Source organism: Nonlabens agnitus, from assembly GCF_002994045.1.
Lineage (GTDB): Bacteria > Bacteroidota > Bacteroidia > Flavobacteriales > Flavobacteriaceae > Nonlabens > Nonlabens agnitus.
This window is the reverse complement of the sequence record NZ_MQUC01000003.1, coordinates 1,988,429-2,010,517: the sequence shown is the minus strand read 5'-3', so window position 1 is coordinate 2,010,517 and position 22,089 is coordinate 1,988,429. Positions and strand designations below refer to the sequence as shown.

The 22,089-nt window shown below is 42.5% G+C and carries 7 protein-coding genes; all 7 read left to right on the top strand.

The window, feature by feature from the left end; all coding sequences use genetic code 11:
- Nucleotides 1-116 precede the first annotated feature (116 nt).
- The 7 genes from rpoB (at nt 117) to BST86_RS09225 (ending at nt 22,026) form a co-directional block, all read left to right on the top strand.
- Nucleotides 117-3,926 carry a DNA-directed RNA polymerase subunit beta gene (gene rpoB / locus BST86_RS09255; RefSeq protein WP_055413597.1) on the top strand — a complete coding sequence of 1,270 codons (3,810 nt, stop codon included), beginning with the start codon at nt 117-119 and terminating at the stop codon, nt 3,924-3,926.
- Nucleotides 3,927-4,019: 93 nt separating this feature from the next.
- Nucleotides 4,020-8,327: a DNA-directed RNA polymerase subunit beta' gene (gene rpoC / locus BST86_RS09250; RefSeq protein WP_105983018.1), complete on the top strand. Its 4,308-nt coding sequence runs from the start codon at nt 4,020-4,022 to the stop codon at nt 8,325-8,327.
- Nucleotides 8,327-8,632, top strand: coding sequence for a DUF3467 domain-containing protein (locus BST86_RS09245; RefSeq protein WP_055413595.1), 306 nt, complete (start codon nt 8,327-8,329; stop codon nt 8,630-8,632). The genes rpoC and BST86_RS09245 overlap by 1 nt, the downstream gene beginning before the upstream one ends.
- 312 nt (nt 8,633-8,944) lie before the next feature.
- The gene (locus BST86_RS09240; protein ID WP_105983017.1) at nt 8,945-9,877 is read left to right on the top strand and encodes a hypothetical protein; all 933 of its coding nucleotides are present in this window, start codon (nt 8,945-8,947) and stop codon (nt 9,875-9,877) included.
- Complete coding sequence (locus tag BST86_RS09235) at nt 9,874-19,032, top strand: T9SS type B sorting domain-containing protein (RefSeq protein WP_105983016.1); 9,159 nt, start codon at nt 9,874-9,876, stop codon at nt 19,030-19,032. Before BST86_RS09240 ends, BST86_RS09235 begins: the two co-directional genes overlap by 4 nt.
- A 51-nt stretch (nt 19,033-19,083) precedes the next feature.
- Nucleotides 19,084-20,016 carry a PorP/SprF family type IX secretion system membrane protein gene (locus tag BST86_RS09230; protein WP_082438646.1) on the top strand — a complete coding sequence of 311 codons (933 nt, stop codon included), beginning with the start codon at nt 19,084-19,086 and terminating at the stop codon, nt 20,014-20,016.
- Between the two features lie 18 nt (nt 20,017-20,034).
- Nucleotides 20,035-22,026 carry an OmpA family protein gene (locus BST86_RS09225; protein ID WP_105983015.1) on the top strand — a complete coding sequence of 664 codons (1,992 nt, stop codon included), beginning with the start codon at nt 20,035-20,037 and terminating at the stop codon, nt 22,024-22,026.
- The last annotated feature ends 63 nt before the right edge of the window (nt 22,027-22,089 follow it).

The following is a 22,089-nucleotide window of genomic DNA, read 5'->3' as shown; positions in this document are numbered from 1 at the left end:
TACCTGAACATTATCGGTTTAGACCTGTGGGCAAGGCCCACAGGCCTAGACCATTTTGCGTATAAAGATGAGACGTCGTCGATAACGCTTTTTTAATCATTTAATACCGTGCATTGATGCTAGCAACAAACACAGAAAGAATTAATTTTTCAACGGTAACTTCTAAGGCAGAGTATCCTGATCTGCTGGATATACAAATCAAATCGTTTCAGGATTTCTTTCAATTAGAAACTAAGTCTGATAGACGTGAAGTAGAAGGTCTCTACAATACCTTCATGGAAAACTTCCCTATTACTGATACGCGCAACCAGTTCGTATTAGAGTTTCTTGATTACTTTGTAGACCCACCACGTTACTCTATACAAGAATGTATCGAGCGTGGACTTACCTACAGCGTGCCACTTAAATCACGCCTTAAATTATATTGTACTGACCCAGAACATGAGGATTTTGAAACTATCGTACAAGATGTTTATTTAGGGACGATTCCTTACATGACTTCTTCAGGTACGTTCGTAATCAATGGTGCAGAACGTGTTGTAGTTTCTCAACTACACAGATCACCTGGTGTATTCTTTGGACAGTCGTTCCATGCTAATGGAACAAAACTTTATTCAGCTCGTGTGATTCCTTTCAAAGGTTCATGGATTGAATTTGCGACAGATATCAACAGCGTTATGTACGCTTATATCGATCGTAAGAAAAAGTTACCAGTTACAACCCTTTTCCGTGCGATAGGATTTGAAAGAGATAAGGATATCCTTGGAATTTTTGACCTTGCGGAAGAAGTTAAAGCAAGTAAAACAGGTCTTAAGAAATACCTAGGCCGTAAACTTGCTGCTCGTGTTTTGAAAACATGGCACGAAGACTTCGTAGATGAAGATACTGGTGAGGTTGTTTCTATTGAACGTAACGAGATTGTACTTGATCGTGATACGATTCTAGAGAAACAACATATTGATGAGATCATGGAATCTCAGGCTAAAACCATTCTTCTTCACAAAGAAGATAACCAGTCTGCAGATTACGCGATCATCCATAATACACTACAAAAAGACCCTACCAACTCTGAAAAAGAAGCGGTAGAGCACATATATAGACAATTACGTAACGCTGAGCCGCCCGATGAAGAAACAGCGCGTGGAATTATCGATAAGTTATTTTTCTCTGACCAGAGATATAACTTAGGTGAGGTAGGACGTTACAGAATGAATAAGAAGTTGGGTCTTGATATCGCTATGGACAAGCAAGTGCTTACCAAAGAAGATATCATTACCATCATCAAGCACTTGATCATGTTGATCAACTCTAAAGCAGAGATTGATGATATTGACCACCTATCAAACCGTCGTGTGCGTACCGTAGGTGAGCAATTAAGTTCACAATTTGGTGTTGGTCTTGCTCGTATGGCAAGAACTATACGTGAGAGAATGAATGTTAGGGATAACGAGGTGTTTACACCTATTGACCTTATCAACGCTAAGACATTGTCTTCAGTAATCAACTCATTCTTTGGAACTAACCAGTTATCTCAATTCATGGATCAAACAAATCCATTGGCAGAGATTACTCACAAGCGTCGTCTTTCGGCTCTTGGACCTGGTGGACTTTCACGTGAAAGAGCAGGATTCGAGGTACGTGACGTACATTATACACACTATGGTCGTCTATGTCCTATTGAGACTCCTGAAGGACCGAATATTGGTTTGATCTCTTCGCTAGCAGTTTTCGCGAAAGTGAACAGTATGGGATTCATTGAAACTCCATACCGCACAGTTAAAGATGGTGTTGTGAATCTTAAGGATGATCCAATCTATCTAAGTGCTGAAGAAGAAGAAGGAATGCACATTGCTCAAGCAAACTTACCACTTGATAACGGTAAGATTACAGCAGACAATGTAATTGCACGTATGGAAGGTGACTTCCCAGTTGTAGACCCTAAAGAGGTAGTCTATGCAGACGTTGCACCTAACCAGATTGCTTCCATTTCTGCATCATTGATTCCGTTCTTGGAGCATGATGATGCAAACCGTGCCCTGATGGGATCAAACATGATGCGTCAGGCCGTACCACTATTAAGAGTTGATGCTCCTATCGTAGGAACAGGACTGGAACGTCAAGTAGCAACAGATTCTAGAGTATTGATCAATGCAGAAGGCGACGGTACTGTCGTTTATGTTGATGCTCAAAAAATAGTTATCGAGTATGATAGAACAGATCGCGAGAAACTGGTAAGCTTTGAGCCTGATGAAACGAGCTACAACTTGATCAAATTCCGTAAGACGAATCAAGGTACTTCCATTACATTGAAGCCTATCGTACAGAAAGGTGACCGTGTAAGTAAAGGACAAGTACTTTGTCAAGGTTACGCAACTGAGGCTGGAGAGCTTGCTTTAGGGCGCAACATGAAAGTGGCATTTATGCCATGGAAAGGTTACAACTTTGAGGATGCGATCGTTATTTCTGAAAAGGTAGTAAGAGAAGATATTTTCACTTCTATTCACGTAGATGAGTACTCTCTAGAAGTTAGAGATACTAAACTGGGTAATGAAGAATTGACGCCAGATATACCTAACGTATCAGAAGAGGCTACGGCAGATCTTGATGAGAATGGTATGATCCGCATCGGTGCAGAGGTGGAGCCTGGTGATATCTTGATAGGAAAGATTACTCCTAAAGGAGAATCTGACCCAACACCAGAAGAGAAACTTCTTAGAGCCATCTTTGGAGACAAGGCAGGTGATGTTAAGGATGCTTCTTTGAAAGCTTCTCCATCATTACGTGGTGTAGTTATCGATAAAAAATTGTTCTCTCGTGCCGTTAAGGATAAGAAGAAGAGAGTACAGGATAAAGAAGACATCGCAAGATTGGAACAAGAGTATCAAGCTAAATTTGATGATCTTAAAACAAGACTTGTAGATAAGTTATTCGAGATAGTTAGTGGTAAAACATCTCAAGGTGTATTTAATGACCTAGGAGAAGAAGTTCTTCCTAAAGGTAAGAAGTACACGCTTAAAATGTTGAACTCAGTTGACGACTTTACACACTTGGTTTCTGGAACGTGGACAACCACTCAAGAAACTAATGACACGGTTGCTGACTTGTTACACAACTATAAGATTAAAGAAAACGACCTTCAAGGTTCATTGAGACGTGAGAAGTTTACCATCTCTGTAGGAGATGAGCTTCCAGCTGGTATTATCAAACTTGCCAAGGTTTACGTTGCTAAGAAACGTAAGCTTAAAGTAGGTGATAAGATGGCGGGACGTCACGGTAACAAAGGTATCGTTGCTCGTATCGTACGTGCAGAGGATATGCCATTCCTTGAGGATGGAACTCCAGTAGATATCGTGTTGAACCCACTAGGTGTACCATCTCGTATGAACATCGGTCAGATTTATGAGACCGTTCTAGGATGGGCTGGTGAGAAGTTAGGCAAGAATTTTGCGACACCTATTTTCGATGGTGCAACTCTTGATCAAATCAATGAGTACACTGACGAGGCTGGAATCCCAAGATTTGGTCATACCTATCTATATGATGGTGGTACTGGTGAACGTTTTGATCAACCAGCAACCGTTGGTATCATTTACATGTTGAAACTAGGACACATGGTAGATGACAAGATGCATGCACGTTCTATCGGGCCATACTCATTGATTACCCAGCAACCACTAGGTGGTAAGGCACAATTTGGTGGTCAGCGATTTGGTGAGATGGAGGTTTGGGCACTTGAGGCCTATGGAGCATCCAGCACACTTAGAGAGATCTTGACCGTTAAGTCTGACGACGTTGTAGGACGTGCTAAGACTTACGAGGCGATCGTGAAAGGTGAGCCTATGCCAGAACCAGGACTTCCTGAGTCGTTTAATGTATTAATGCACGAGTTGAAAGGTCTAGGACTGGATCTAAGACTCGAGGATTAATTTTTCAGTGAGGACTGTGTTGAGTTCGCTTTCGCGAAAGCGTAATAAATCCACAATCCCTCACTAATTATAACTTAAAATAGTACCATAAATATGGCTAGATATAACGAAACCCAAACGCAGAAGAAATTTTCAAAGATTTCCATAGGTCTTGCATCTCCAGAATCCATTCTGGCAGAGTCAAGAGGTGAAGTCTTGAAACCTGAAACGATTAACTATCGTACCCACAAACCAGAGAGAGATGGTTTGTTCTGCGAGCGCATCTTTGGTCCTGTAAAGGATTATGAGTGTGCGTGTGGTAAATACAAAAGAATCCGATACAAAGGAATCGTTTGTGATCGATGTGGTGTAGAGGTAACTGAAAAGAAGGTGCGACGTGACCGTATAGGGCACATCAACCTTGTGGTTCCTGTGGCACACATCTGGTATTTCCGTAGTTTGCCTAATAAGATAGGTTACCTATTAGGATTGCCGTCAAAGAAACTGGACATGATCATTTACTACGAGAGATACGTAGTAATTCAGCCAGGTATCGCAAAGAATGAAGATGGTGATGAGCTACAAAAATTAGACTTCCTTACTGAAGAAGAGTACCTAAACATCCTTGATACATTGCCGCAAGAGAATATGTATCTGGATGATTCTGATCCCAACAAGTTTATTGCAAAAATGGGTGCAGAGTGTCTAATTGACTTGCTACAGCGTATAGATCTTGAGACATTGTCTTATGACTTGCGTCACAAAGCAAACAACGAGACTTCTAAGCAACGTAAGATGGAGGCTTTAAAACGTCTTCAAGTTGTTCAAGCACTTAAGGAATCTAACGAGAATCGTGAGAACAATCCAGAATGGATGATCATGAAAGTCGTACCAGTTATTCCACCAGAATTGCGTCCATTGGTACCATTAGATGGTGGTCGTTTCGCAACTTCTGACTTGAATGACTTGTATCGTCGTGTGATCATACGTAACAACCGTTTGAAGCGTTTGATGGAAATCAAGGCTCCAGAGGTAATCTTGCGTAATGAGAAGCGTATGCTTCAAGAAGCTGTGGACTCATTGTTGGATAACACTAGAAAATCTAGTGCAGTTAAGACAGATTCTAACAGACCATTGAAATCCCTTTCTGACTCCTTAAAAGGTAAGCAAGGACGTTTCCGTCAAAACTTACTTGGTAAGCGTGTAGATTATTCGGCTCGTTCTGTAATCGTCGTTGGACCAGAATTGAAATTGTATGAGTGTGGATTGCCTAAAGACATGGCTGCAGAGCTTTATAAGCCTTTCGTTATTAGAAAGCTTATCGAGCGTGGTATTGTCAAAACGGTAAAATCTGCCAAGAAAATTATAGATAAGAAGGAACCCGTAGTATGGGACATTCTGGAAAACGTTCTTAAAGGACATCCAGTGATGTTGAACCGTGCTCCTACGTTGCACAGACTAGGTATTCAGGCTTTTCAACCTAAGTTGATTGAAGGTAAGGCAATCCAGTTGCACCCATTAGTATGTACGGCATTTAATGCCGACTTTGATGGTGACCAGATGGCGGTACACTTACCATTAGGACCAGAAGCAATTCTTGAATGTCAATTGTTGATGCTTGCATCACACAACATTTTGAACCCTGCGAACGGTAGTCCAATCGCAGTACCTTCTCAAGACATGGTCTTGGGTCTGTATTACATGACTAAATTAAGAAGATCTGAACCAGACCACATCGTTAAAGGTGAAGGTTTGACGTTCTACGGTCCAGAAGAATTGGTTATTGCATTTAATGAAAAGCGCGTTGACATCAACGCACCAGTCAAGTGTAGAATCAACTTGCTACAACCAGATGGTTCTTATAAAGCTGAGATTATTGAGACCACTGCTGGTCGTGTAATCTTTAACGAGAAAGTTCCTAATGAAGCTGGTTATATCAATGAGGTCCTTACTAAAAAGGCACTTAGAGATATTATAGGTGATATTCTTAAGGTGACTGATGTGCCTAGAACAGCGGCTTTCCTTGATGAAATTAAAGACTTAGGTTATGGATTTGCATTCCGTGGTGGATTGTCATTCTCTTTGGGTGATATCATGATCCCAGAAGAAAAGCAATCCATGATTGATGCTGCAAACAAAAAAGTTGATACGATACGTGGTAACTACGGTATGGGTCTTATTACCCAAAACGAGCGTTACAATCAGGTGATCGATGTGTGGACAGCAACTAACGCACAGTTGACTGAGCTTTCGATGAAAAACATTAGAGAGGACCAGCAAGGGTTCAACTCTGTGTATATGATGCTTGACTCTGGAGCACGTGGATCTAAAGAACAGATTCGCCAGCTTACTGGAATGCGTGGATTGATGGCCAAGCCTAAAAAATCCAACTCTGGTGGTGGAGAAATTATTGAGAACCCGATTCTTTCCAACTTTAAGGAAGGACTATCGATTCTTGAATACTTTATCTCAACTCACGGTGCACGTAAAGGACTTGCAGATACCGCATTGAAAACGGCAGATGCTGGATACCTAACGCGTCGTCTACATGACGTTGCACAAGATGTTATCGTCAACACGGTAGATTGTGAAACACTTAGAGGTATCGATGTTAGTGCATTGAAAAAGAATGAAGAGGTGATGGAGCGCTTAGGTGCAAGAGTCGTAGGACGTACTGCCCTTAATGATGTAATCGATCCAGCTTCTCAAAATGTTCTTGTAGCTGCTGGAGAGTTGATTACAAATGAAGTCGCAGATCAGATTGATGCTTCTGGATTAGAGTCAGTAGAGGTTAGATCTCCATTGACTTGTGAGGCTGATAAAGGAGTTTGTGCTAAATGTTATGGTCGTAATCTAGCGACTAATAGAATGGTAATGCGTGGAGAAGCTGTTGGTGTGATCGCCGCACAATCAATCGGTGAACCAGGAACACAATTGACATTGCGTACGTTCCACGTTGGTGGTGTTGCAGGTAACGTTTCTGAAGAGAACACAATCATTGCTAAGAATGACGGTATACTTGAAATAGAAGATATCAAAACAGTGAAAGGTGAAAGCAGTGATGGTAGCCCAGTTGAAGTTGTTATTTCAAGAACGGCAGAATCTAAGTTGCTACACCCAAAAACTGGAATTCTTTTGAACTCTAACAACATTCCTTACGGTTCAGAACTTTATGCTAAAGTTGGTTCTACCGTGAAGAAAGGTGATCTGATTGCTAAATGGGATGCCTTTAATGGTGTGATTATATCTGAATTTGCAGGTAAGATCAAGTTTGAAAACATCATACAAGGAACGACCTTCCAAGTAGAGACTGATGAGCAAACTGGTTATGAAGAGAAAGTAATTTCTGACTCAAGAGATAAGAAGTTGATTCCAACGCTTCACATTGTTGATGCTAAAGGAGAAACTCAGATCAGTTATAACTTACCGGTAGGTGCACACTTAATGGTGAATGATGAAGAGAAGATCAAGGTAGGTAAAGTGCTTGTTAAGATTCCACGTAAGTCTGCTAAGGCAGGTGATATTACTGGAGGTCTACCACGAGTAACTGAACTATTTGAAGCTCGTAACCCATCTAATCCTGCTGTAGTAAGTGAGATTGACGGTGTTGTTTCATTCGGTAAAATCAAGCGTGGTAACCGTGAGATCATCGTTACTTCTAAAACTGACGAGGTTAAGAAATATCTAGTAAAACTTTCTAACCAGATCTTGGTACAAGAGAACGACTACGTTCGTGCTGGTATGCCACTTTCTGATGGATCTATTACTCCTAAGGATATTCTTGCGATCAAAGGTCCTAGTGCTGTTCAACAGTACCTGGTAAATGAAGTTCAAGAAGTATATAGGTTACAAGGAGTTAAGATCAATGATAAGCACTTTGAAGTTGTTGTAAGACAAATGCTTAGAAAAGTGAAGATTGTTGATCCAGGTGATGGAGTATTCCTAGAGAACCAATTGGTTCACAAAGAAGATTTCATCAAGGAGAACGACAACTTGTATGGAATGAAAGTAGTGGAAAATGCAGGAGATTCTGCAACTCTTAAAGAAGGGCAAGTAATCACACCACGTCAATTGCGTGACGAGAACTCCATCTTGAAGAGAGAAGATAAAGCATTAGTAGAAGCACGTGATGTAGAGCCAGCAACGGCAGAGCCAGTACTCCAAGGTATTACTCGAGCATCGCTTCAAACTAAATCCTTTATCAGTGCAGCGTCCTTCCAAGAGACTACAAAAGTATTGAACGAGGCTGCGGTAAGCGGTAAGGTAGATACTCTAGAAGGTCTTAAGGAGAATGTAATTGTTGGTCATAGAATTCCAGCAGGAACAGGAATGCGTAATTATGACGATATCATCGTAGGCTCTAAAGAAGAGTTCGAAAAATTGTTACAGCGTCGTGATGAACCACAAGTGAACTATAACTAATGGCTGATAATAAAGATCATAAAATCAACATTGAAATAGATCCTGAAGTGGCTGAAGGTCAATATAGCAACCTCGCTATTATTAACCATTCGGTATCAGAATTTGTGGTAGATTTTGTGAATATAATGCCTGGGAATCCTAAATCAAAGGTGAAGTCACGGGTAATACTAACTCCACAACATGCTAAGAGACTGGCACAGGCTCTTGCAGATAACGTGAGAAAGTTTGAATCCATGCACGGCGATATCAAAGATTATGATAAGCCGCCGATACCTTTAAACTTTGGACCTACCGGTCAAGCCTAATAAGAAAAAGCCCGATGAATTTCATCGGGTTTTTTGTTTATCGTAGTGAAGTAGTTGGTCAAGTTCGCTTTCGCGAAAGCGAGATTCCTACAAATATTGATCAACTATACTTAGACATAATTTTATAGTACTTACCTCTTTGGAGGTTGTTATCAATGGCAATTTACATAACACAAATCTACTTTAATAACCAGATAAAGTGTAGTTCGTCGATATGTTGTGCTACATATCTTAAAACTTTGCTAATTAAATTTAGAGAAGCTTATTTTATTAGTTCATTGAGCCTCAACGAGGTGAACTAATTGTATACGAATGGAAATCCCTACTCTTCCTACGGTTGTTAGCCGTTACATTTCTAACATCGTTCTTTCCTTATTCTTCTTGATTGCGATAATAACACCTCCTACAGTTTTGGGTCAAGCGAGACCTACATTTAATCTGTCGCAAGGCCCAACACTGCTACCTAATGGAGCAGCAGCCGAACAGATCGGAGCCAGGTATATTTACCAAAACGTCGAGGTTTCTCAAGATGGGTTTGTCGTAGACGCCATCGTTACCATTATTGATAAGGTCAATGTAGAAGAGCCTACAGCAGATTCGTTTATTGTTGATTCAGTAATTGGGCTTGACAATAGGTTTGAACCTACCATCAACACGGGTCCTGGTATTGGATATGTAGAATGGCAAGTTGAGTTTGTTATAGATGGCACGGTCGTCGATGCAAATGACGTGGGGACACTTGCGAGACTAGATTCGTTTACTGTAGAGGCCATTGACGTGGATGGTTTCTTTGAAGCCATTATCACAGATTCTTATACATTAGAAGGTGGCACTAATCCAGCTACGGAATTGGTAGTGTCACAGAATGGAGAGTTTACAAGATTTCAAAGCGATGTCGATTTTGCTGCAGGTATTAGTGAGAGCAATACGGAATATGTTGTTCGTATTAATTATAACAACATCAGTTCGATCAGATTCCGTAATGGTAGTTCCAACGATAGTAACAATAGACAGAATTCTGTAAGCTTCTTAGGAGAGGTCACATTTAATGTGGCAAATACGACTCAAGTAAACAACCCGCCTACGGTTCTCGACAATTTAGGTAATGTCATTTTCTCCAATGAGAGTTATCAGGCCAACTTACTTGATGGTGCCTCAGATCCTGAAAACAATATTGATCCAACAACGATTGTTCTGTTTGATCCCAACGACACTTCAAATAGAGGAAGTTTAAATAACCGTTGATTATTCCAGGTGTTGGGACCTATACGGTTGATGGGTCTGGTAACCTAACATTTGTTCCAGCTCAAGATTATTTAGGTGATGCCTCCATATTATTTTCTGTTCAGGATGACTTAGGGGTTAACTCTGATCGAGCAACATTGGAAATTAACGTCGTTGATCAGTGTGACGCTGTAGCTTCAGGTAATCCAGATAATGATGGTGATGGGATATCAGATATATGTGATTTAGATGATGATAACGATGGTATTCTTGATACAGAGGAATGTGAAGATCAACCACAATCAGTTACATTAAATCTTTCTCAAGCAAACGCTAATTTCAATCAAAACGGCGCTGGAAGTGATGGTGTTGGGGCTTTTACAACATATACAAATGCTACTACATTCAATGGTCAAAATGTAGACTTAAGATTGACTGTTCTGCGCAACTCAAGCCCTGCAAATTTAACGGTAGATATTTCTGGATTTTCGTTTACTGATACAGCTACAAACATTACCTATTATTATCCAATCATTTTGGACGGAGCAAATGCAGATGGATTTGCAGAATTTGAAATAGAGTTTTTCCTATCGGGCACCAACACACTTATTGAGGTGCCAGTAGAAATTACATTTCTAGATATTGATAATTTAGGCGTTGGAGAAGGAATAGAATTTTCTCGAGAGGATATTTCTTCCTATACCCTTTCAGGCACACCTGCAACTTCCATCACATTAAATAATTCCACTTCATCATACTTTTCTGATCCAGGATCATTTGTAAGATTTTTAGGTAATGCAGATGGTTCGCCAGATGACGAAAATCTATGGGTTGCGGTTGACCTACTACAATCATCAAATATTGACTTTACAGTCAAGAAAAGAGGTGGTATCACGGGTTATGTATTTGATAATGTAAGTTTTGCTAATCCAGGCCCAACAGTATTGGTGAATGGAGCGATTTGCGATTTAGATACAGATGGTGATGGTCTTCCAGACTACTTGGACTTAGATAGTGATAATGATGGAATTTATGACGCGGTGGAAAATGGAACATCTGACCTTGATGTTAATAATGACGGTCAGATCGATGGTCCAGTAGGTGCTAACGGTGTTCCGAATGCTGCCGAAATAGGTGGTGGAGAATCTGGAATTGTCAAGGATCCAGTGAATTCAGATGGAGTTGGTCAACCAGATTATCAGGTACTCGACTCTGATGGTGACGGTTGTAGTGATTCAAATGAAGCTTATGATCAAATAAATGCAGAAGGTAATGACGCGGGTCAATTCGGTACAGGAAACCCTGCACCTACTGATGCCGATGGTACGGTGACGGCCGCCAGCTACATTACTCCAGCTGATCGAAATAACAACTCCATTGCTGACTTCCAAGAATCAGGGCCAGACTTGGACAATGATGGTATTGCAGATGCTTGTTTGCCGCCAGTAGATACAGATGGAGATTTAGTCTTTGACAATCTAGATATTGATGATGATAATGATGGGATCATAGATACCCGTGAAGACTTGAATCTGGATGGTGACAACAATCCAGCAACAAACCCTACTGATACTGACGGTGATGGTGTTCCAGACTATCTAGATCTAGATTCAGATAACGATGGTATTACAGACAATGTAGAGGCACAGACCACTTTGGGCTATGTCGCTCCTCAGGATAGTAACAATGACGGTATACCAGATGTGACGGCAAATGGGTTGCCGGTTTCCTATGACAATGCTGGCCAGGAGCTAGGTATTCTACCTGTAAATACAGACCAGACAGATAATCCAGATTATCGTAATACAGATTCCGATAATGATGGTGAATCAGACAATATAGAAGCCTTTGACCTTAATGGTGACGGCGTTGTAGGCGCAGCTTTAACGGGTCTAGACGATGATGGTGATGGTTTTGATAACGCATATGATACTCGTAATGATGGTTATGCAGACCCTAATGGTACCATAGATGATCCTAGATTACTACCAGACTCGGACAACGATTTGAATCAAGGAGGTAATGTAGACTATCGTGACGCTTTTAACCCATTGGACTTTGATGGTGATGGAGTTGATAATATAGAAGATCGAGACGACGACAACGATGGTATTGATGACGTTTTAGAAGGTTACCAGTTTATTGCAGATAATGATCCTGCCATCTGCACGGGCTCTAGTTATTCGTTTACCAACAGTGCGTTGATTGCTGGTACTGCTGGTCAAGTAGGCGCTCGATACAGGTTTACCACCGTAGCACCTGGATTGGATGCTATTGTAACAATTACAGCAAAATCAGCAGGGACTACACTTGTCAATATAAACGGACAGGCAGAAGGTGATGCAAGCGCATTCCAACCAGTAATTCAATACGATGCTAACGCATCTGGCGATCGACAAATAACCTTCAATGTTCGATTTGTTAATGCTGGCGGCTTGACCAGTGCCGTAGTTCCTAGTGTTGGCGGTTTCTTTCAAGACGTAGATGGCGAAAGCTTCGATCGTGAGTTTTACCGCGTCAACAACATTGTGGGATTCACTATCGGTAACCCTTCAAACATATTGGCTTCAGATCTTGGGTCTGGAGTGACACAATTTATTGCAGACGGTACAGGATCCGTCGTGGCAAGCTCAACAAATGCTATTTCAAAAGACAATGCACATCGCGTCTTCTTTCAAAAGCAAGACATCAACCAGCTCAATTTTACCATCGGTATTAAGAAGAATACCAGTACCGCAATTACACGTTACTATTCGTTGTTGTTTGACGAGTGTGAGTTGGCAAATTATAATGACCCATCACACCAGTTTACAGATGCAAACGCACCAGATACAGACGGCGATGGCATCCCTGATTACAAAGATCTTGATTCAGATGGTGACGGCTGTAACGATAGTATAGAGGCAGGATTTATTGACGCTTTCGCGAAAGCAGATGAAGACGGACGCCTGGGTAATACCAGTCCAGTCACGGTAGATGTTAATGGCCTGGTAACATCTGGCGAAAACGGTCAAGGCTATACAGAATCAGTAGATTCTAATGCAAATGGCAATTACGACTTTTTGGAAAACTCCATAAGCGTAGCTTGTAACGACCGCGACTTGGACGGTATCACTGACAGTATTGACCTGGACGACGACAACGACGGTATATTGGACACTGTGGAGAACGGCGGTATCGATCCCTTTGGTGATGCTGACGGTGATGGCATCCCCAACTTCAGTGATGTAGGAGCGACCAATGATGCCAATGGCGATGGGGTCGTGGACAGCTTTGATACGGATGGCGACGGTATCATCAATCAGTTCGACCAGGACTCCGATGGCGATGGGATCCCAGACAACGTGGAGGGCCAGCCTACCACGGGCTATACGGCGCCGGACGGTGTGGATGCCAACAACGACGGTTTGGACGATGCCTACCCGGCAGGCGGCATCACACCAGAGAACACGGATGGTGCGGACCAGCCGGACTACCTTGACACGGACAGCGACAACGATGGCATCCCAGATGTGGTCGAGGCCTCGGACTTTAACAATGATGGAGTGGCAGATATCGCTTTCGCGAATGTGGATAGCGACCAGGACGGCCTGGACGACAACTTCGATGGCGATACCACGGGCTATGGAGACCCCAACGGTACCCCAACGACCACAAATCCAGCAGGCGAGCTGAACAACACCGACGGTACCGACGAGCCGGACTACCGCGACACGGACGATGACAACGATGGCGTTGATACCGATGCTGAAGTCATTGACAACAACAACCCTGAAGATGCCGACCTTGACGGCACACCCGACTATCTGGACGTGGACGATCTGGACGGCGATGGGGTACCGGACAGCGCCGACCTGGATGACGACAACGACGGTATCCTGGACAGCGTGGAGGACGCGAACCTTGATGGGGACAATAACCCATATACGGACCCAACGGACAGTGATGGCGATGGTATCCCGAACTTCCAGGATCAGGACGCCGATGGCGATGGGATCCCGGACAACTTGGAGGGCCAGACCACTTCGGGCTATACGGCGCCGAGTGGAGTGGACGCTGACGGCAACGGGTTGGATGACGCGTATGAGAACACGCCTGGCTCCGGCGAGGGCATCAGCCCAGAGAACACGGATGGCGTGGACCAGCCGGACTACCTTGACACGGACAGTGACAACGACGGCGTACTGGATGCTACGGAAGGCTTCGATGTGAACAGTGATGGAGTGGCAGACACCCTACCGTCAGGCAACGACCAGGACGGTGACGGGATCGACGACAACTTCGATACGGACCCGAACGCGGCCTACACGGACCCTAGCGGTACTGTAGTGGACGCGGCACCAGGCGTTCAGCTGAACAACACGGACGGCGCGGACGAGCCGGACTACCGTGATACGGACGATGACAATGACAATGTACTTACCCTTACGGAGGACGTGGATGCAGATAGAGACCCTACCAATGACGATACGGACGGCGATGGTACACCAGACTATCTGGACACCGATGATGATGGCGATGGCGTGGATACGGCCCTGGAGGACTACGATGGGGACACGGACCCTACCAACCAGGACACCGATGGAGACGGTACACCGGACTACTTGGATACCGATGACGACGGCGATGGATTCTTGACTGTCAATGAAGATGCAGATCCTAACGGTGATGGTAATCCTGATGATGCGATTGACAGTGATGCAAATGGAATACCTAACTATTTAGATCCTGATGTCCTTGACACTGATGGCGATGGAATATTGGATAGTGTTGATATAGACGATGATAATGATGGCATTCTCGACGTTGTAGAAGGGACACTGGACACGGATCTTGACGGAATTATTAATTCTTTGGATCAGGACTCAGATGGCGATGGAATTCCAGATAATGTTGAAGCACAATCGACAGCAGGATACTTTCCTCCATTGGGAATTGATACTGATAACAATGGTCTTGACGATGCTTATGAAACTACACCAGGTTCTGGTGAAGGTTTGACGACGGTAGATACTGATATGGATCTCATTGCCGATTACATCGATATTGATAGTGATGGTGATGGTATTGTTGACGCTACTGAGGCATTTGATTTTGACTCTAATGGTATTCCAGATATCGTTCCTTCTGGTAGTGATGTGGATCAAGATGGACTTGACGATTCCTTTGATGGTGATAACACTGGATATGGAGATCCTAACGGAAGTCAAGTGGTATCTAATCCATTGGATGATTTAGTAAATACCGATGGTGCAGATGATTTAGATTTTAGGGATACAGATGATGATAACGACGGCATCGCATCCATTGATGAGTCCAACGACCCTAACGGTGATGGATTAGCAAATGATGCAAATGACGCTGACGGTGACGGAATACCAGATTATCTAGATCCAGACAATGCAGATAATGACGGTGATGGCATACCAGACAATCTTGACCTTGATGATGATAATGATGGAATCCTTGATAGTGTTGAAGGTGATGGTGACTTTGATAATGATGGCATCATCGATAGATTTGATCAGGACTCTGACAATGATGGTATACCAGACAATATTGAGGCACAGACCACAACTGGCTATATTTTCCCGATAGGTATTGACTCAGACAGTAATGGACTTGACGATGTTTATGAGAGTACACCTGGCGCAGGTGAAGGCATTACACCGGTTAATACTGACGGTGACGGTAATCCCGATTATCTCGACGTGGATTCAGACAATGACAACGTGGACGATTTCATAGAAGCATTTGATTACAACAATGATGGTCTTCCTGATATCGCTTTCGCGGAAGCGGATATAGACAACGACGGTATCGACGATGCATTTGATGGTGACACCACAGGTTACTTCGATCCTAATGGTATCGTGGTTGAAAATGACCCTTTACTTGATCTCAATAATTCTGACGGTACTGATGATCTAGATTATCGTGATACAGATGATGACAATGATGGTTTACTGACATTTGACGAAAATCCAGATGTTGACGGCGATCCTAACACCGTCGATCCAGGAGATGCAGATGGTGATGGTGTGCCAGACTATCTTGACTTCAACGACAATGATCAGGATGGTATAGGTGATGGTATCGACATCGATGATGACAACGATGGAATTCTGGATAGCGTAGAAGGTACCAGTGACTTTGACAACGATGGTATTATCGATGCATTTGACCAGGATACCGACGGTGACGGTATCCCAGATAATATAGAGGCTCAATCTACAACGGGATACATCGCACCTAGTGGTAACGATGCAGATGGAAACGGTCTAGATGATAATTATGAGACGGCACCTGGAAATGGTGAAGGACTCACACCTAATAATGAAGATGGTGATGGTAATCCAGACTATATAGATATCGATTCTGACAACGATGGTGTGTTTGACTTTATAGAAGCCTTTGACTTCAATAGCGATGGTGTTAGTGATATCGCTTTCGCGGAAGCGGACATAGATCAAGATGGATTGGACGATTCATTTGACGGCGATACTACTGGATATGGTGATCCTAATGGATTACAAGTAGTTACAAATCTAGTGAATGACCTTAATGATAATGATCGTGACGCAGCCACTGGTGGCCCATTGAATAATCTTGATTTTAGAGATGTTGATGACGACAATGATGGTATACCTACCGTGGATGAAGATTTAAACAACAACAATGATTATGCTGATGATGATTCTGATAATGATGGTATCCCTGATTATCTAGACCTTCCAGACAATGATCGTGATGGTATTCCAGATGTTGACGATTTAGATGATGACAATGACGGTATACCGGATAGTGTTGAAGGTACTTTAGACACAGATAACGATGGTATAATCGATTCATTTGATCTTGATAGTGATAACGACGGTATCCCAGATAACGTAGAAGCACAATCGACTGATGATTACAATGCACCATCAGGAATAGATGCAGACAACAATGGGTTGGACGATGTATACCAGTCTGGGCTAGGAGCTGAAGAAGGAATTACACCAGTAAATTCTGATGGATTGGATGTGCCTGATTATCTAGATAATGATTCTGATAATGATGGAGATTCCGATAATGATGAGGCGTTTGATGGACAAGTAGCCTTAGGAGATTCAAATAATAATGGACTTGATGATGCCTACGAAACTGTTGATGCTACTGATCCTTACGGCGATCCTAATGGTAACTTGGAAAATGGAGCGGCAGATACCAATAATGATGATTTCCCTGCAACGGGTGAAGTTGATTACAGAGAAGCATTAGGTACAATCACAGGATTCGTCTTTGAAGATGTAGATGGTGATGGATCTTATGACGCTTCTGTCGATAATTTGTTCCCAATAGGAACTCAAGTAAATGTGACAGATAACGATGGAATCGTAACTACTGTAGATGTCAATGCCGACGGTAATTGGGCAGTAGTTGTTGCCATTGGAAATTACACAGTTGATCTTGATGAAACTACCTTACCAAATGCAGGAGTAGGTTATGTTTTAACTACCACAGGATCTGATCCTGAAACAGTAATTTCTGAATTCGGTAGGGTCAATGCAACCACGGCAGATGGTTACCAGGCCACTGGAACGATCACCGGCTTCGTCTTCAATGATGTGGATGGTGACGGCACCTATGATGCGGCGATCGACAGCTTGTTCCTAGTGGGAACCGTGGTGAACCTGACGGATGTGAACGGAACGGTGACACCGGTAACGGTAGGCGCCGACGGAAACTGGACGGCAGATGTAGCTGCAGGCGACTACACGGTAGATGTGGACGAGACCACGCTTCCAAACGGTGGTGCAGGCTTCAACCTGAGCACCGCTGGATCAGACCCTGAATCGATCACGGTAGCTGCCGGAGCGACAGTGGATACCACGGCAGATGGTTACCAGGCCACTGGAACGATCACCGGCTTCGTCTTCAATGATGTGGATGGTGACGGCACCTATGATGCTGAGATCGACACCTTGTTCCCAGCGGGAACCGTGGTGAACCTGACGGATGCGAACGGAACGGTGACACCGGTAACAGTAGGCGCTGACGGCATCTGGAGGGCAGATGTAGCTGCAGGCGACTATACGGTAGACGTGGACGAGACCACGCTTCCGAACGGTGGCGCTGGCTTCAACCTAAGCACTACAGGATCAGACCCTGAATCGATCACGGTAGCTGCCGGAGCGACAGTGCAGACATTATCTGATGGTTATTTGATTGCAAATGATAATGACAACGATGGAATCCCTGATGATGTAGATCTTGATGATGATAATGACGGTATACCAGACTCGATTGAAGGTGATGTAGATTCTGATATGGACGGTATTATTGATTCGTTTGATCAGGATAGTGATAATGATGGAATACCAGATAATGTAGAGGGACAATCAACAGGTGATTATATTGCTCCGTCTGGCGTTGATAGTGACGGCAATGGACTTGACGATGCCTACGAAGAAACTCCAGGAAGCGGTGAAGGAATCGATCCAGTTGACTTTGACGACGATGGATTGCCAGATTATTTAGATGATGATTCTGATGATGATGGTATTCCAGATTTCATTGAAGGATTTGATTTTGATAACGATGGTGTAGCAGATATCCTTCCATCTGGAAACGACGTAGACGGCGATGGTCTTGATGACGCATTTGATGGTGATAACAGTGGTTATGGAGATCCTAATGGCTCTGTTGTAGTCGATTCACCTGCAGATGATCTGAACAATACAGATGGTGATGACGAGCCAGACTATCGTGATATCGATGATGATGGTGATGGAATCCTAACAGCTATTGAGGATGGAAATGGCAATGGAAACTTCCTTGACGATGACAATGATGCAGATGGCACACCAGATTATCTAGATGCAGACTTAAGGGATATTGAAATTTTCAACGTGTTGACGCCTAATAATGATGGTGACAATGACTTCTTATTCATAAGAGGTATTGAAAACTTTGAGAACAATGTCAAAATCTATAACCGTTGGGGAGTTGAAGTGTTTAATGTGGACGGCTATGACAACCGTAACAATGTCTTCAGAGGTATTTCAGAAGGTAGGGCTAACGTCGCACAAGGTGATTTACTTCCAGTAGGAACCTATTACTATGTGATTAGTTATGTCAATGACAATAACCAGACGATTGACCTAGCAGGCTACTTATACATAAATAGATAAATGAATCGGGCGCAAACCCCATAGCGCCCGATTAATTTTAAAACATACAAGATGAAGAAATTGTTAATAGGTTTGATTGTTTTCGCTTTCGCGAAAGCGGTAACAGCTCAACAAGATCCACAATATAGTCAGTACATGTATAATCCGCTTGTTGTGAATCCAGCGTATGCCGGTAACCGTGGTGTTACCAGTATCGTGGGATTACACCGCAGTCAATGGGTAGGCCTGGATGGAGCGCCCAGGACACAAAGCATATCCATCCATTCACCTATACAGAATAGCCGCGTAGGTTTAGGGCTAAGTGTTGTAAATGATGCTTTGGGACCTACAGATGAGACTTATTTTGCAGCAGATTTTAGCTACACCATACCTGTTAGCTATGATGGTAATTTGAGTCTAGGTTTAAAAGGTGGAGCACATGTCCTCAATGTGGATTTTCAAAGATTGAATGCGTTGGATCCTGATATCTTGTTGCAAAACAATATCGACAATAGGTTATCGCCTACGGTAGGTGTTGGTGCTTATTATCATACGGATAAGTTTTATGTGGGATTAAGTACACCTAACTTGTTAAAGACCGAACATTTTGACCCGTCCAACAATAATAACAGTTCAACTGCTATTGCAACCGAACGAATTCACTATTTTGCAACCGCTGGATACGTCTTTGATCTTAATGACAACATTAAGTTCAAACCTACAACACTTGTCAAGGCTGTTGCGGGTTCACCCCTACAAGTTGACGTCACGGCAAACTTTTTAATCAATGAGAAATTAACGTTGGGAGCAGCTTATAGATGGAGTGCTGCCGTCACAGGTCTTGTTGGGTTTCAAATAAGTGATCAAACTATGATAGGCTTTGCGTATGATAGGGAAACTACTGAATTGGGAAATTCAACATATAACGATGGTAGTTACGAACTCTTTATTAGATTTGAACTGTTCAACCGTTACAGCAAATTGATCACACCACGATTCTTCTAATAATAGTATGTAGAAACTATGATGAAAAAATTATTTATTGTTTTACTAGCGCTGGTCGCTACCACTGGTGTAGCTCAAGAACGCAAAGTAGAGAAGGCAAGTAAAGACTTTGCAAACCTCGCTTTTATAGATGCTCAGGAATTGTACTTGAGAATTGTAAAAAACGGTTACTCAAGTCCAGAGATTCTGGCTAAGCTAGGAGATACTTACTATTTCAATGACGACTTGCAGGAAAGTTATAATTGGTATAACCAGCTTTTTGAAAATTACAGCGATAACATAAAGCCAGAATATTACTTTAGATATGCACAGGCGCTCAAGTCAGTGAGAAGGTATGATGAGGCAGATGTCTTGATGGCTAAGTTCAACACCTTCAAAGGTTATGATAGTAGAGCAGATAATTATTCCAAGCAACCGGATTACCTTCAAATCATAGATTTTCAATCTGGCAGATTTGAAGTTCAAAACGCTAGAGAGATCAATTCTTTTACGGCAGACTTTGGACCTTCATTTTATGATGATCAAAACCAAGTAGCTTTTGCAACCGCAAGAGATACTGGATCTTTCATTAAAAGGGTACATGAATGGAATGAGCAAGCATTTCTTCAACTTTACACTGCAGATGCTGATAGTGATGGAAAGTTGGATAACGCCCGTAGTTTAAGCTCTACATTAAACACAAAGTGGCACGAGAGTACTCCAGGATTTACAACTGATGGTGAGACCGTATATTTTACCAGGAACAATTCTGAAAAAGGAAGATTAAGACAAGATGTAGACGGTCTAACTAAGCTTAAGATTTTCAAATCTACCCGCAAAGGAAATAACTGGACAACACCTGTCGAGGTTAGCTTCAACAGTGATGAGTATAGTACAGCACATCCAGCATTAACGCCTGATGGGAAGAAATTATTCTTTGTTAGTGATATGCCAGGAAGTATAGGTTATGATCCAGATGAAGAATTTACAAGATCTGATATTTGGGTCGCAGATGTAGCTTTAGACGGATCTTTAAGTGAACCTAGAAATGTTGAAGGTATCAATACTAATGGTAGAGAAACCTTTCCTTTTGTAAGCAAGAACAACGTCTTGTATTTTGCGAGTACGGGTCATCAAGGTCTTGGAGGACTAGATGTTTTTGCCAGTACCATCAATGCAGACGGTACAATGAGCGAAGTCATTAATATAGGTAAGCCTATCAACACACCATATGACGATTTTAGCTTTATTGTAGATGACGATACCAACTTAGGTTATTTTAGTTCAAATCGTCCAGGTGGAATGGGAGATGATGATATTTACCGCTTCAAACAAACAGAGCAACTGCGTAACATGTGCGAGATTTTGCTAACTGGTACGGTAACAGATGCTCAAACCGATGAACCTATAGAAGGAGCCGTGGTCAGTATTATGGATTCCAATAACAATCAAATAGACCAGATTACCACAAGAGCTAATGGTAAATATGTTTTTAAACTGGAATGTGATAAACAATACTTTGTTAGAGGTGCTAAGGAAGATTACACTCCAGATGAAGAGCTATTTACAACTCCAGCAACAAGTGATTTCTTAGACATACCGTTAGAGCTTTCTAATTCTAAGATTCCAGTACTGGAGTGTGATGATCTTGCTAAGATTCTTGATATCGAACAAATCTATTTTGACTTTGACAAATCAAACATCAGAAGTGATGCTGCAGCAGAACTTGCAAAAATTCAGGCGTTCCTAGAATTATATCCACAAACCAAAATCGAGATTCGTTCACACACAGATAGCCGTGCAAACGATGCCTACAATGATGCCTTATCAGAGCGTAGAGCTCAAAGCACCAGAAGCTGGTTAATAGAAAAAGGTATTGATGCCAATAGAATTACAGCCAAAGGTTTTGGAGAACGACAGCTGGTGAACAGATGTTCTAATGGCGTTAAATGTACTCCAGCTGAGCACCAATTAAACCGTAGATCTGAATTCATCGTTTCTGGATTGGAAAACTATACAGAATGTGAATAGTGATCTTCAAGATGTTTATTAAATAAAAAAGGCTTCCATTTGGAAGCCTTTTTTCTTATTCTA